General features: G+C 64.3%; 12 protein-coding genes. 9 read left to right on the top strand and 3 right to left on the bottom strand.

What is annotated here, in order from left to right:
- Positions 1-5 precede the first annotated feature (5 nt).
- Positions 6-2936 (top strand): M16 family metallopeptidase, encoded by a 2931-nt coding sequence (locus AC1RRJ_RS01255; protein ID WP_493119889.1) that lies wholly within the window; start codon positions 6-8, stop codon positions 2934-2936.
- On the opposite strand, the gene AC1RRJ_RS01260 is transcribed toward AC1RRJ_RS01255, so the two are convergent.
- Complete coding sequence (locus AC1RRJ_RS01260) at positions 2933-4720, bottom strand: cation:proton antiporter domain-containing protein (RefSeq protein WP_493119890.1); 1788 nt, start codon at positions 4718-4720, stop codon at positions 2933-2935. The two genes, AC1RRJ_RS01255 and AC1RRJ_RS01260, sit on opposite strands and share 4 nt — an antisense overlap.
- A gap of 65 nt (positions 4721-4785) precedes the next feature.
- Positions 4786-6000: an NADP-dependent isocitrate dehydrogenase gene (locus tag AC1RRJ_RS01265; protein WP_493119891.1), complete on the bottom strand. Its 1215-nt coding sequence runs from the start codon at positions 5998-6000 to the stop codon at positions 4786-4788.
- A gap of 156 nt (positions 6001-6156) precedes the next feature.
- Between AC1RRJ_RS01265 and AC1RRJ_RS01270 the strand changes: the two genes are divergently transcribed.
- Together AC1RRJ_RS01270 and AC1RRJ_RS01275 are read left to right on the top strand one after the other, a co-directional pair.
- Positions 6157-6891 carry a phosphatidylserine decarboxylase gene (locus tag AC1RRJ_RS01270; RefSeq protein ID WP_493119892.1) on the top strand — a complete coding sequence of 245 codons (735 nt, stop codon included), beginning with the start codon at positions 6157-6159 and terminating at the stop codon, positions 6889-6891.
- Entirely contained in the window at positions 6875-7681 is an 807-nt protein-coding gene (locus AC1RRJ_RS01275) for a CDP-alcohol phosphatidyltransferase family protein (RefSeq protein WP_493119893.1), read from the top strand. The genes AC1RRJ_RS01270 and AC1RRJ_RS01275 overlap by 17 nt, the downstream gene beginning before the upstream one ends.
- Here AC1RRJ_RS01275 and AC1RRJ_RS01280 read toward each other — a convergent pair.
- Positions 7665-7910 (bottom strand): hypothetical protein, encoded by a 246-nt coding sequence (locus AC1RRJ_RS01280; RefSeq protein WP_493119894.1) that lies wholly within the window; start codon positions 7908-7910, stop codon positions 7665-7667. The two genes, AC1RRJ_RS01275 and AC1RRJ_RS01280, sit on opposite strands and share 17 nt — an antisense overlap.
- 324 nt (positions 7911-8234) lie before the next feature.
- Between AC1RRJ_RS01280 and rpsB the strand changes: the two genes are divergently transcribed.
- The 6 genes from rpsB (at position 8235) to AC1RRJ_RS01310 (ending at position 13100) form a co-directional block, all read left to right on the top strand.
- Positions 8235-9068, top strand: a complete 834-nt coding sequence (gene rpsB / locus AC1RRJ_RS01285; protein WP_493119895.1) for a 30S ribosomal protein S2 — start codon at positions 8235-8237, stop codon at positions 9066-9068.
- Positions 9069-9210: 142 nt separating this feature from the next.
- Positions 9211-10137, top strand: coding sequence for a translation elongation factor Ts (gene tsf, locus AC1RRJ_RS01290; RefSeq protein WP_493119897.1), 927 nt, complete (start codon positions 9211-9213; stop codon positions 10135-10137).
- 116 nt (positions 10138-10253) lie between these two features.
- Positions 10254-10976 carry a UMP kinase gene (gene pyrH / locus AC1RRJ_RS01295; RefSeq protein WP_493119898.1) on the top strand — a complete coding sequence of 241 codons (723 nt, stop codon included), beginning with the start codon at positions 10254-10256 and terminating at the stop codon, positions 10974-10976.
- Positions 10977-11056: 80 nt separating this feature from the next.
- Positions 11057-11611, top strand: a complete 555-nt coding sequence (gene frr / locus AC1RRJ_RS01300; protein ID WP_088473373.1) for a ribosome recycling factor — start codon at positions 11057-11059, stop codon at positions 11609-11611.
- 164 nt (positions 11612-11775) lie between these two features.
- A complete protein-coding gene (gene uppS / locus AC1RRJ_RS01305) occupies positions 11776-12420 on the top strand; it encodes a polyprenyl diphosphate synthase (protein ID WP_493120679.1) in 645 nt (214 codons plus the stop codon).
- Positions 12421-12422: 2 nt separating this feature from the next.
- A complete protein-coding gene (locus tag AC1RRJ_RS01310) occupies positions 12423-13100 on the top strand; it encodes a phosphatidate cytidylyltransferase (RefSeq protein ID WP_493119899.1) in 678 nt (225 codons plus the stop codon).

Raw genomic sequence — 13100 nt, forward strand, 5'->3', positions numbered from 1 at the left:
CCCCGATGTTGATCTTTCCTGCGCCGACGCGCCGTTTCCTCCATACCCTCTTGCCAGCCTGCGCGGTCGCCGCCGCGTTACTGCTGTCGCCGGCCAATGCCATCGCGCAGGACTCCGCGACCCCGGTGAGCCCGGGCAAGAAGGACAGCTGGCTTTATGTCGGCAGCGACATTCCCCGCGATACGGCGTGGCAGTTCGGCGAACTGCCCAACGGGGTGCGCTATGCGGTGCGCAACAATGGTGTTCCGCCGGGGCAAGTGTCGATCCGGGTGCGGATGGACGTCGGTTCGATGTTCGAAACCGAGGAAGAGCGCGGCTATGCCCATCTTCTCGAACATTTGACCTTTCGCGGGTCGGAACATATCCCCGACGGCGAGGCGAAGCGTATCTGGCAACGGTTCGGGGTAACCTTCGGCAGCGATTCGAACGCGCAGACGACGCCGACCCAGACAGTATACCAGCTTGACCTGCCCAGCGTGACCGCTGCCAATCTGGACGAAAGCATGAAGCTGCTGTCGGGGATGGTGCGCGAACCGCGGATTTCGGAACTGGCAGTCGCTGCCGAGCGCGGGGTCGTCCAGTCCGAATTGCGCGAATCGGATGGGCCGCAAAAGCGCATCGCCGACGCGAGCAGCGCACACCTGTTCGCCGGCCTGCTACTGGGCGACCGGTCGCCGATCGGTACCGTCGCATCGCTGGGCAAGGCGAGCGCGACCTCGGTCGCGGCCTTTCACCAGCGCTGGTATCGTCCCGAACGCGCGCTGGTGGTGATCGTCGGCGACGGCAGCACCGCCGATTTCGCCCGGCTGGTCGAGAAATATTATGGCGACTGGCGCGGCAATGGCGCCAATCCGCCGCAGCCCGATTTCGGCAAGCCAGATCCCAAAGCGCCCGAGGCGCGGGTGATTGTCGAGCCGAACCAGCCGCCCGCGCTGACGCTGGCGATGGTGCGGCCGTGGAAAAAGCGGATCGATACCGTCGAAAATACGCGACGGCTCTATCTGGAGTTTATTGCGCAGGCCCTGGTCAACCGGCGATTGGAAAATCGTGCGCGCAGCGGCGGCAGCTATCTGGTTGCAGAGGTCGGGCAGGAATATGTCAGTCGCAGTGTCGATGTGACGACCGCGCAGATCGTCCCGCTCAGCGACTGGAAGGTCGCGCTGGCCGACGTCCGCGGCGTGATTGCCGATGCGATCAAGACGCCACCGTCGCAGGCCGACATCGACCGCGAAGCGAACGAGATCGAAGCCTTTTTGCGCAAGGATCTGGAAAATGCGCGCAATGAACCCGGCGCCCGGCTGGCCGACGACATGGTGCGTGCGGTCGATATTCAGGAAGTCGTGACCAGCCCGCAGGGGCAGGTTGATATGTTCGCCGCGATCCGCGCTTCGGCGACGCCGCAAGTGATGCTCGACACCAGTCGCGCAGTGTTCAGCGCTCCGATTACCCGCGTCGTGCTGACCTCGCCGACACCCATCGACGGCGGCGATGCCGCGCTGCTCGCCGCGCTGAAGGCGCCGGCGACGCTTCGCGACGACCGGCTGGCCGCCGGCAGCACCGATTTCAAAAAATTCCCGGTGATCGGCACCCCCGGGACGATCGCATCGACGACGCTGGTTCCGGGCCTGCGTGCCGAGCGGATCGAATTTGCCAATGGCGTGACTGCGCTCGTGTCGAACAACAAGGTCGAACCGGGCAAGGTGCGCGTCAATGTCCGCTTTGGTACCGGCAACCGCAGCGTCACCGCCGATGCGCCCAATTTGCTCTGGACTGGCGATTATGCGCTGGCTGCGAGCGGAGTTGGGCCGTGGGGACAGAATGAGATCGATCAGGTGACCAATGGGCGCCAGATCCAGCTGAATTTCGCGATCGACGACGACGCATTCGAACTGTCGGCCGAAAGCAATCCCGCCGACCTCACCGACCAGTTGCGGCTGATCGCGGGCAAGCTCGCCTTTCCGCGCTGGGATAGCGCACCTGTCGATCGCATCCGCGTCGGCTACCTGACCGGATATGACCTCAACGATGCAACGCCCAATGCTGTGCTCGACCGCAATTTGCGCGGCTGGCTGACCGGCAACGACAGTCGCTGGGCTGCGCCCGACCGCGCTGCGATCGAGGCGCTGACCCCCGCAGCGTTCCGTGCCTTTTGGGAACCGCGCCTCGCGAGCGGGCCGATCGAGGTGCAAATCTTCGGAGATCTTGCGTCGATCGATTATCGCCGCATCCTCGCCGAAACGCTGGGGGCGCTGGCGCCGCGCACGGAAATCGCACCCGCGGGGGGACGTCGCGTCGCCTTTGCCAAGCCCGCGGCGACGCCGCAACTTGCCTATCATCGCGGCGAACGCGGGCAGGCCGCGGCGATGACCGCGTGGCCGACCGGCGGCGGCATCGCCGCACCGCGCGATGCGCGCGGGCTCGAAGTATTGGCGGCTGTTTTTAACGATCGTCTCTTTGACCGTCTCCGTGCCGAACAGGGGGCGAGCTATGGCCCCGTCGTCGACAGCCATTGGCCGACGGGTTTCGACAGCGGCGGCTATCTGCTCGTCGGCAGCCTGCTGGCGCCCAAAGATGTGAACCGTTTCTATGGCATCGCCCGCGATATCGCAGCCGACCTTGTGGCCAATCCGGTTACCGCCGACGAACTGGCGCGCAACGCCGGGCCGATCCGCGAACAGGTCGCGCGCGCATCGACCGGCAATGTCTACTGGATGTTCCTGCTCGAAGGCGCGACGCGCGATCCGCGGGTCGCCGCCAATGCGCTGTCGATCGAGCAGGATATTGCCTCGGTTACCGCCGCTGACCTCCAGCGGCTGGCGAAGCAGTATCTGACACCGCGCCGCCAATGGTCGCTGGCGATCCTGCCCAAGGGGATGACGCTGGCGGAGGCCGCGGCGCTCGACGTCGCAGCGACCCCGGCGGCGGGCGCGCGCTAAGCGCTTTCGCTGCCGGTCGGGGGTGTCCGCAGTTTCTGGATGCGCGGCTCGCGCTCCAGCTGCCCCTTGGTCATGATGTCATGGCGCATCTTGGCGCGGACGTCGTGGATCGACGCGATCACGGGCCCCATGGCGACGCCGAGGTCGATCAGCACCGCCTCGGCGAGTTGCAGCGAGCTTTCGAGCGTTTCGGGCACCGCGTCGCTCGCACCCGCCTGATAGAGGGCGGCGGCATGGTCGGCGCCGCGCGCACGGCTGATGATCGGCAGTTCGGGATATTTCTGCCGCAGCTGACGCGTCATGCGCAATTGCTGGACCGGATCGTCCATCGTCAGCACCACCGCGTCGGCATGTTCGATCCCCAGCTTGTCGAGACTTCCCGGCCGCGCGACGTCGGCGAAGCGAACGAGGAAGCCGTCGCGCCGGGCCGCCGCGACGGTGTCGATATCGGCATCGACAGCAATATAGGGGCGGTTATGCTCGCGGAGCAGTTCGGCGACGACGCGCCCGACGCGGCCGAAGCCGACGATCACGGTGCGGCCCGCCGGGGTTTCGGGAATTTGCGGGCCGTCGCTGCTGCGCATCTCGATCCGCCGTGAAATATCATGGCCGACGCGCGCGAGCAGTGGGGTAATGGTGAGGCCGATGGCGGTCACAAGCTGCCAGAATTCGGCAGTGCTGCGGCCGATGATCTGTGCCTGGAGCGCGGTCGCGAGCACGATCAGCGTCGTTTCCGACGGGCTGGACATGAGCAGGCCGACCTCGGCGGCGGTGCCGCGCCGTGCGGTACCGGAAAAGCGCAGCAGCGCGGCGGTGACGACCGCCTTGATCAATATGACCCCAACGACTGCGGCGATCAGCTGCGGCCATTGCGCGGCTATCGTCTTGAGGTTCAGCCCCATGCCGACGCTGATCAGGAACACTCCGAGCGCAAGGCCCTTGAACGGCGCGGTGATCGCTTCAACCTCGCCATGATATTCGGTTTCGGCGATCATGAGCCCGGCGAGCAGTGCCCCGACGATCGGGGACAGGCCGACCGCAGCAGTCGCCAGCGCCGCGACGATGACGACGAGCAGGCTGGCAGCGAGGAACAGCTCCGGATTTTTGGCGCGCGCCGCCTGCGCGAAGATGCGCGGCAGCAGGAACCAGCCGGCGATCGCGAGCGCGGCGACGACGACGACGCCCTGCCACAACGTGGTCAGCAGCAATTCGCCGCCGTCGGCAGCGGCATTGGGTGCGAAGGCGCCGAGAATGAAGATGATCGGGACGATCGCCAGATCCTCGAACAACAGCATCGAGAAGGAAGCGCGGCCGACTGCCGACTTGGTTCCGGCGATCGGCAATACGAGGGCGGTCGAGGATAGCGCGAGCGCGATGCCGAGCCCGAAGGCGGCGGGGGTCGAATAATCGGTGAGCAGCATCAATGCGCCGCCGAGGATCATCCCGCCGAGCAGCAGTTCGGCCGCGCCGATCCCGAACACCAGTTTGCGAAGCTGCCACAGCCGGCGGAACGACAGCTCGAGCCCGATCGAAAACAGCAGCAGGATGATACCGAATTCGGCAAAAAGCGCGATATCCTCGGTCGAGGCGATGGTGACATGTTTTAGCCACGGATAGTCGCCGGTGAGCGCGCCGAGCCCCGATGGCCCGACGAGCAGGCCGACGAGGATGAAGCCGATGACGGGGGTGATGCGAAAGCGCGCGAACGCCGGAATGACGATGCCCGCGGCACCGAGGACCACCAGCGCGTTGCCGAGGGCCGATGTTTCTGTTTCTGATACCATTGGGGCCGACCTTATGCAGGCCGGCCCCGGTTGGCTAGTCGTCTATGTCAACCTTTTCGGTTGTTTCAGGCCTTCATCGCGGCTTCGAGATTTTCGACGATCGCCTCGAAAAAGCCTTCGGTGGTCAGCCAGTTCTGGTCGGGGCCGATCAGCAGCGCCAGATCCTTGGTCATCTTGCCGCTTTCGACGGTGTCGACGCAGACGCGCTCGAGCGTTTCGGCGAACTTCGTCACCTCGGGAGTGTTGTCGAGCTTGCCGCGATGCTTGAGGCCGCCGGTCCAGGCAAAGATCGACGCGATTGGGTTGGTCGAGGTCGCCTTGCCCTGCTGGTGCATGCGATAGTGGCGCGTGACAGTGCCGTGTGCGGCTTCGGATTCGACGGTCTGACCATCGGGCGTCATCAGCACGCTGGTCATCAGGCCGAGCGAGCCAAAGCCCTGTGCGACGGTGTCCGACTGGACGTCGCCGTCGTAATTCTTGCAGGCCCAGACGAACTTGCCGCTCCACTTGAGCGCCGAGGCGACCATGTCGTCGATCAGGCGGTGCTCGTAGGTGATGCCGGCTTCGGCGAACTTGTCCTTGAATTCGGCGTCGAAGACTTCCTCGAACAGATCCTTGAAGCGGCCGTCATAGGCCTTGAGGATCGTGTTCTTGGTCGACAGATACACCGGCCACTGGCGCGCGAGGCCATAGTTCAGGCTGGCGCGTGCGAAGTCGCGGATCGAATCGTCGAGGTTGTACATCGCCATCGCGACGCCCGACGAAGGGAACAGAAACACCTCTTCGTCGATCAGCGTGCCGTCTTCGCCTTCGAACACCAGGCGCAGCTTGCCGGGGCCGGGGACGCGGAAGTCGGTCGCCTTATACTGGTCGCCAAATGCATGGCGGCCGACGACGATCGGGTCGGTCCAGCCGGGAACGAGGCGGGGGACGTTCTTCATCACGATCGGTTCGCGGAAAACGACGCCGCCCAGAATGTTGCGGATCGTGCCGTTCGGCGATTTCCACATTTTCTTGAGGCCGAATTCCTCGACGCGCTGTTCGTCGGGGGTAATCGTCGCGCACTTGACGCCGACGCCATGCTTCTTGATCGCATTGGCGGCATCGACGGTGATCTTGTCGTCGGTTTCGTCGCGCTTTTCGATGCTGAGATCGTAATAATGGAGGTCGATGTCGAGATAGGGCAGGATCAACCGTTCGCGAATCCATTGCCAGATGATCCGGGTCATTTCGTCGCCGTCGAGTTCGACGACCGGGTTGGCTACCTTGATCTTGCCCATAATAGTGCCTTTTTCCTTGGGGAGTCGGATTTGCACGCGCCTTAGGCAATGCGGCGCGATTGTTCAACTGTCGTCGCGGCCCTGCCGATGCCTGATGCAGGCCGATGTTACCCATATCCCATTGTCAGTGCGGGGCGGCGGCCCTAGAAGACCGGCATGTCCACAACCATCTCCTCCAACCGCCCCGGTGGCGGTATCAAGTGGCGCTGGCCGTCGATCCATCCCGAAGGCCGCAAGTTCCTTCTGATCGCCGCGATCATCACCCTGTGCTTCTGGCTGCTCGGCTGGGAAATCCTCGGCTGGCTGATGGCCGGCGTGACGGCCTGGGTCGGCACCTTTTTTCGCGACCCGGTGCGCATCACCCCGACGGGCAGCGATCTGGTCATTGCCCCCGCCGACGGGCTGGTGACGCAGATCGCCGAAGTCCTGCCGCCGCCCGAAATCGCCGGGCTGGATGGGCTGGGCGACGCGCCAATGCTGCGCGTGTCGATTTTCATGAGCGTTTTCGACGTCCATATCAATCGCACCGCGGTTGCGGGGACGTTGCGCAAGCTCGTCTATATCCCGGGCAAGTTCCTGAACGCCGACCTCGACAAGGCGAGCGAGGAAAACGAGCGTCAACATTTCGTCGTCGAACGCGCCGATGGCGTCCGCATCGGCTTTACCCAGATCGCCGGCCTCGTCGCACGACGCATCATGCCCTTCGTCAGCATGGGCGCCGAGCTTTCGACCGGCCAGCGCGTCGGCCTGATCCGTTTCGGCAGCCGCGTCGACGTCTATCTGCCCGCGGGCACGACGTCGCAGGTCTTGCTCGGCCAGCGCACGCTCGCCGGCGAAACCATCGTCGCGCGGATCGGCAAGGCCGAAACGATCGATGGCGTCGGGCAATAATGTGCCGGATGCCAAGCTGACCGACGAAGGGCAGGGGGTGCCCGATATCGAGCGTCGCCGGATCGGCGGCATTCCGCTTCGCGCCTTTGCCCCCAATGCAATCACGATTCTCGCTCTCTGCTCCGGCCTGACCGGGGTTCGTTTCGCGATTGACGGCGAATGGGCGGCGGCGATCACGATGATCATCGTGGCCGGCGTGCTCGATGGAATGGACGGGCGCATTGCCCGGCTGCTTCGTGCGCAAAGCAAATTCGGCGCCGAACTCGATTCGCTGTCCGACGTGATCGCCTTTGGCGTCGCGCCGGCAATGATCCTTTTCTTCTGGTCGCTCGATGAGGCGCCCAAATTCGGGTGGACCGCCGCGCTGGCGCTGGCGGTCTGCTGCGCGCTCCGCCTCGCGCGGTTCAATTCGCGAATGGATGCCGATTTTCAGCCGCACAAGTCGGCGGGTTTCATGACCGGCATTCCGGCGCCTGCCGGGGCCGGGCTGTCCTTTGTTCCCGTCTATCTGTGGCTGGTGACCGACAACGACCTGTTTCGCCAATGGTATATCGTCATGCCGTGGGCGCTGGGCGTCGCAATGCTGATGATTTCCGCCATCCCGACCTATAGCTGGTCGTCGATCCGCCTGCGCCGTTCGTGGCGCATCTTTGCACTGGCCGGTGTCGGGCTGTTCGGCGCAGCGCTGGTGACGGCGCCCTGGCTGACCCTGCTCGCGGTGTGCGCGCTCTATATGATTGCGCTGCCCTTTGGCCTCGCCAGCTATGCGAAGGTCAGGCGGCGCGGCTGAACTGCGGCCGGGCGCGGGCGACATTGCGAATCGGGCGTGCGCCGGTCCGGCGCAGCGGCAGGACGCGCGGCGCGGGGCCCGATTTCGGTGCGGCCGCGACGGGGAAGGCGCCTTCGCCGAGCAGCGCCGAGAGGATCGCATCTTCATTGGATTTCAGCATTGCGACGATCACGGTGATGCCCAGACCGGCGGCGACGGCGAAAAGGAGAGCGGCTGCGACCTGAACCATGATCTTGTCCTTCCGGTTTTTTCGTGCGAAAACCCTGAATGTCGATGGGACGGCCTCGCTGGGGTTTTGTTCCATGTTCCCTTTTTGTTCTCAAGCGTTTTGCGACGAACCGAGTGCGATTGTCGTCGCGCCGCGATTCCGCGCACCCGAAGAATAGGGCGTTCGCGGGGCCAAAAGGGCAGCTCCCCCCTTGCATTTCCTGACCAGGGCGTTTAACGGCCCGGCCATTCCACATGGAAGGCGCACATAAACCGGTGCCGGGACCATCCCTAGCGGATGCCTCGGTTCTTGCTTTCCAGAGGACCAACCGGAAGGAGAAAGACTATGGCGGCCCCTGTCGTCACGATGCAGAATCTTATCGAAGCTGGCGCCCACTTCGGCCACCAGACCCACCGTTGGAACCCGCGCATGAAGCCGTACATCTTCGGCGCGCGCAACGGCATACACATTCTTGACCTGTCGCAGACCGTTCCGCTTTTCGCGCGCGCTCTCGAATTCGTCGCCTCGTCGGCGGCGTCGGGCGGCAAGGTCCTGTTCGTCGGCACCAAGCGCCAGGCACAGGGCCCGATCGCCGATGCGGCTCGCGCTTCGGGTCAGCACTTCGTCAACCATCGCTGGCTGGGCGGCATGCTCACCAACTGGAAGACGATCTCGGGTTCGATCAAGCGCCTCAAGATGCTCGAAGAGCAGCTGTCGGGTGACACTTCGGGTCTGACCAAGAAGGAAGTCCTCAACAAGACGCGCGAGCGCGACAAGCTCGAAATGTCGCTCGGCGGCATTCGCGACATGGGCGGCATTCCCGACGTGATGTTCGTGATCGACGCGAACAAGGAAGAGCTGGCGATCAAGGAAGCCAACGTCCTTGGTATTCCCGTCGTTGCGATCCTCGATTCGAACGTTTCGCCCGACGGTATCGCATTCCCGGTTCCGGCGAATGATGACGCTGCCCGTGCGATTCGCATGTACTGCGATGCAGTGGCCCAGGCGGCGACCCGTGGCGGCCAGCAGGCTCGCGCCGATCGCGGCGAGGACCTTGGCGCTGCGGTGAACCCGGTTGCCGAAGCTGTGCTGGTTGAAGAAGCTGCACCGGTCGTGACCGAAGACGAACAGGTTCCGGCCGCAGCGGCCGCTGAAACCGAGCGCCAGAGCGACGCCTAAGCGCGCCTGACGTGACCCCGGCGGCGGCTGCTTCATCGCAGTCGCCGCCCCGGTCATCGCATTGACTTATCGCGCCGCCATTTGCGCGGCGCAGCGGCAGGCCGGATTGGACCGCCTGCCCTCCACTTGGAAAGGATCACCCATGGCTGAAATTACGGCCGCTCTCGTCAAGGAACTGCGCGACCGCACCGGCGCCGGCATGATGGATTGCAAGAAAGCGCTCGCCGAAAACAACGGCGACGTCGAAGCATCGATCGATTGGCTGCGCACCAAGGGTCTCGCCGCCGCCGCCAAAAAGGCCGGCCGCGTTGCTGCTGAAGGCCTGGTTGGCGTTGCCACCGACGGCAACCGCGGCGCGATGGTCGAGGTCAACAGCGAAACCGACTTCGTTGCGAAGAACGAACAGTTCCAGGGCTTTGTCCGCGACGTGACCCAGGTCGCGCTCGCCGGCAGCATCACCGATATCGACGCGCTGGGCGCGTCGGCATACCCGGCTGGCGGCACCGTCGCCGAGGCGTTGACGCAGAATGTTGCCACGATCGGTGAGAACCAGTCGCTGCGCCGTTCGGCGATCATGTCGGTGAACTCGGGCGTCGTGACCGCCTATGTCCACAACGCTGCTGCTCCCGGTATGGGCAAGATCGGTGTGCTCATCGCGCTCGAATCAACGGCTGGTGCTGATGTTCTCGAGCCGCTGGGCAAGCAACTGGCGATGCATGTCGCTGCCGCCAACCCGCTGGCGCTGAACGGCGACGACCTCGACGCCGATCTCGTTGCACGCGAACGCGCGATCGCCGAAGAAAAGGCGGCTCAGTCGGGCAAGCCCGCCGAAATCGTCTCGAAGATGGTCGATGGCTCGATCGCGAAGTTCCGCAAGGAAAACGCGCTGCTGTCGCAGCTCTTCGTGATGGACGGCAAGACCCCGGTCGCCGAAGTCGTTGCCGCAGCCGGCAAGGATGTCGGCGCGACGATCACCCTCAAGGGCTTCACGCGCTTCCAGCTCGGCGAAGGCATTGAGAAGGAAGAAAGCGATTTCGCGGCAGAAGTCGCGGCCGTCGCTGGCGTCTGACAAATAGTGTGGGATTGCTGCGCTGCGGCGCGGCAGCCCGCTTGGCAATGGCGCGTACTCTGACTAGGGTGCGCGCCATTCGCATATTTTCCCCCTGCTAAAGGTATTATCGCAATATGGCATTGCCCGGCCTGAAACGTATTTTGCTGAAACTGTCGGGCGAGGCGTTGATGGGCTCGAGCGCCTTTGGCATCGACCCCGATACCGTCGCCAGCATGGCCGCCGAAGTGAAGGCGGCGAAGGAGCGCGGTCTCGAAATCTGCCTCGTCATTGGCGGCGGCAATATCTTTCGCGGGATGGCGGGCGCCGCCAAGGGTATGGACCGCGCGCAGGCCGACTATATGGGCATGCTCGCAACCGTGATGAACGCGCTCGCGATGCAGAATGCGCTCGAGCAGCTTGGCGTCGAAACGCGCGTCCAGTCGGCGATCGAGATGGACAAGGTGTGCGAACCCGTCATCCGCCGCCGCGCCGAGCGTCATATGGAAAAGGGCCGCGTGGTGATCTTTGCCGCTGGCGTTGGTGCCCCCTATTTCACCACCGACAGCGGTGCAGCGCTCCGCGCCGCCGAAATGAAGTGCGACGCGCTGCTCAAGGGCACCAGCGTCGATGGCGTCTATAATGCCGATCCCAAAAAGGATCCGGATGCGGTCCGTTACGACCGGCTCAGCTATGACCGCGTTCTTGCCGACAATCTGAAGGTGATGGACGCCAGTGCGGTCGCGCTGTGCCGCGACAACCATATTCCGATTGTGGTGTTCAACATCCGCGAACCCGGCAACCTGGCGCGCGTTCTGACGGGTGAGGGCGTGTCCACCATCGTCGGCGATGCCGACTGACGACATGATGTCGGCGATGCCGACTGGCGAAATCACGTCCGGCGACACGGCCGGAAACGTTTAGAATAGAGGAAAAGACGATGGCGAAATATGACAAGGCCGATCTCGAACGCCGGATGCACGGCGCGGTCGAATCGCTGAAGAGCGACCTCGCGGGCCTCCGCACCGGCCGCGCGCACACCGCGCTGCTCGATCCGGTGACGGTCGAGGTTTATGGCGCACAAATGCCGCTCAACCAGGTTGCGTCGGTCAGCGCGCCCGAAGCGCGCATGCTGACGGTGCAGGTCTGGGACAAGTCGAACGTCGGTCCGGTCGACAAGGCGATCCGTTCGGCGGGGCTCGGCCTCAACCCGATCGTCGACGGTCAGATGCTGCGTCTGCCGATCCCCGAAATGACGCAGGAGCGCCGCAAGGAGCTGTCGAAGCTCGCCGGCAAATATGCCGAAGCGGCACGCGTCGCGGTGCGCAATGTCCGCCGCGACGGCATGGACAATCTGAAGGCCGACGAGAACAAGAAGGAAATCAGCGAGGACGATCGCAAGCGCCACGAAACCGAGGTGCAAAAGCTGACCGATGCGACGATTGCCGAACTCGACGCCGCGGCGACGGCGAAGGAAAAGGAAATCCTGGGCTAGTGCTTTTTGGCGCTGTTCTTTCAGCCGTTCGGGCTGAGCCTGTCGAAGCCCCGTCCTTCTCTTCGAAAAGAAAGAACGGCCTTTCGACAAGCTCAGGGCGAACGGGGTTTTAGGTTCGAGTTGTGACCACTCCCAATCACGGCGCGCGTCATGTTGCCATCATCATGGATGGCAATGGCCGCTGGGCGAAAAAGCGCTTTCTGCCGCGTGTCGCCGGCCACCGCGCAGGGGTCGAGGCGGTGCGCAACATCGTCCGCGCTGCGGGTGATCTCGGCATCGATGCGTTGACGCTTTACGCATTTTCCTCTGAAAACTGGAAACGGCCCGAGGAAGAGGTCAGCGACCTGATGGGGCTGATGAAGCGCTTCATCCTCAGCGACCTCGACGAATTCGCCGCCAATGATGTGCGGCTGAAGGTGATCGGCGACTGGCGCGGGCTCGCTCCCGATGTCGTCGCGCTCATCGAAAATGCGCTTGAGCGCACCGCGGGAAATACGCGCACCACGCTGGCGGTTGCGCTCAATTACGGGTCGCAGGACGAACTGGTGCGCGCGGCAAAGGCGGCTGCGGCGACGGGCGAGATTACGGCGGAGGCAATCGAGGCGAACCTGGATACTGCCGATCTGCCGCCGCTCGACCTGCTCATCCGGACTTCGGGCGAAGTGCGCCTGTCGAACTTCCTTTTGTGGCAGTCGGCCTATGCCGAGCTGTATTTTACCGACCGGCTGTGGCCGGATTTCAAGCCCGCCGATCTGGCGGCGGCGCTCGACCATTTTGCGCGGCGCGAACGCCGTTACGGGGGATTATAAGCATGGCGACAGCGGCGAAGTCGGATCTGTTGGTGCGGTTCGGGTCGGCGGTCGTCTTGCTGGCGATCGCGGGCACCGCGCTGTGGTTCGGCGGACTCGCTTTCGGCCTGTTGCTGCTGATCGGCGGCGCGCTCGTCATCGTCGAATGGTTCGGACTGGTCCGCGCGATGACGGTCGGCCTTGGTTCAAGGGCCGCGCTGACCGCGCTCGGGCCACTCCTCGTCCTCGGCGCGACGGCGGGGCTGTGGTTCATCCGCGACAATCTGGGCGTGACCGCGGCGCTGTGGGTCTTCGCGATGGTCTGGGCCACCGACATTGGCGCCTATTTTGCCGGTCGCGCCTTTGGCGGTGCGCGGCTCGCGCCGAAAATCAGCCCGTCCAAGACCTGGTCGGGGCTGATCGGCGGGATGATCGCGGCGCTGATCGTCGGCGCGACGCTGGGTGATCGCGGCGAGATTGTCGGGGTTCCGCTGTGGATCGGTCTGATCATGGGGCTGATGGCGCAGCTTGGCGATCTGGCTCAAAGCTGGATGAAGCGCCGCGCCGGGGTCAAGGATTCGGGCAAGCTGATCCCTGGCCATGGCGGCGTCTTCGATCGTGTCGACGGGTTGCTGCCGGTCGCGCTCATCCTCGGCGGACTGGCCGCTGCCGGGCAGATCGCCGTGCAGGCGGGCGGCTGA

The sequence above is a fragment of the Sphingopyxis sp. GW821-FHT12C06 genome, from assembly GCF_058807415.1.

Coding starts and splice junctions, on each gene's coding strand:
- AC1RRJ_RS01255 (WP_493119889.1), top strand. CDS start 6: ATGTTGATCTTTCCTGCGCCGACGCGCCGTTTCCTCCATACCCTCTTG.
- AC1RRJ_RS01260 (WP_493119890.1), bottom strand. CDS start 4,720: ATGGTATCAGAAACAGAAACATCGGCCCTCGGCAACGCGCTGGTGGTC.
- AC1RRJ_RS01265 (WP_493119891.1), bottom strand. CDS start 6,000: ATGGGCAAGATCAAGGTAGCCAACCCGGTCGTCGAACTCGACGGCGAC.
- AC1RRJ_RS01270 (WP_493119892.1), top strand. CDS start 6,157: ATGTCCACAACCATCTCCTCCAACCGCCCCGGTGGCGGTATCAAGTGG.
- AC1RRJ_RS01275 (WP_493119893.1), top strand. CDS start 6,875: ATGGCGTCGGGCAATAATGTGCCGGATGCCAAGCTGACCGACGAAGGG.
- AC1RRJ_RS01280 (WP_493119894.1), bottom strand. CDS start 7,910: ATGGTTCAGGTCGCAGCCGCTCTCCTTTTCGCCGTCGCCGCCGGTCTG.
- rpsB (WP_493119895.1), top strand. CDS start 8,235: ATGGCGGCCCCTGTCGTCACGATGCAGAATCTTATCGAAGCTGGCGCC.
- tsf (WP_493119897.1), top strand. CDS start 9,211: ATGGCTGAAATTACGGCCGCTCTCGTCAAGGAACTGCGCGACCGCACC.
- pyrH (WP_493119898.1), top strand. CDS start 10,254: ATGGCATTGCCCGGCCTGAAACGTATTTTGCTGAAACTGTCGGGCGAG.
- frr (WP_088473373.1), top strand. CDS start 11,057: ATGGCGAAATATGACAAGGCCGATCTCGAACGCCGGATGCACGGCGCG.
- uppS (WP_493120679.1), top strand. CDS start 11,776: ATGGATGGCAATGGCCGCTGGGCGAAAAAGCGCTTTCTGCCGCGTGTC.
- AC1RRJ_RS01310 (WP_493119899.1), top strand. CDS start 12,423: ATGGCGACAGCGGCGAAGTCGGATCTGTTGGTGCGGTTCGGGTCGGCG.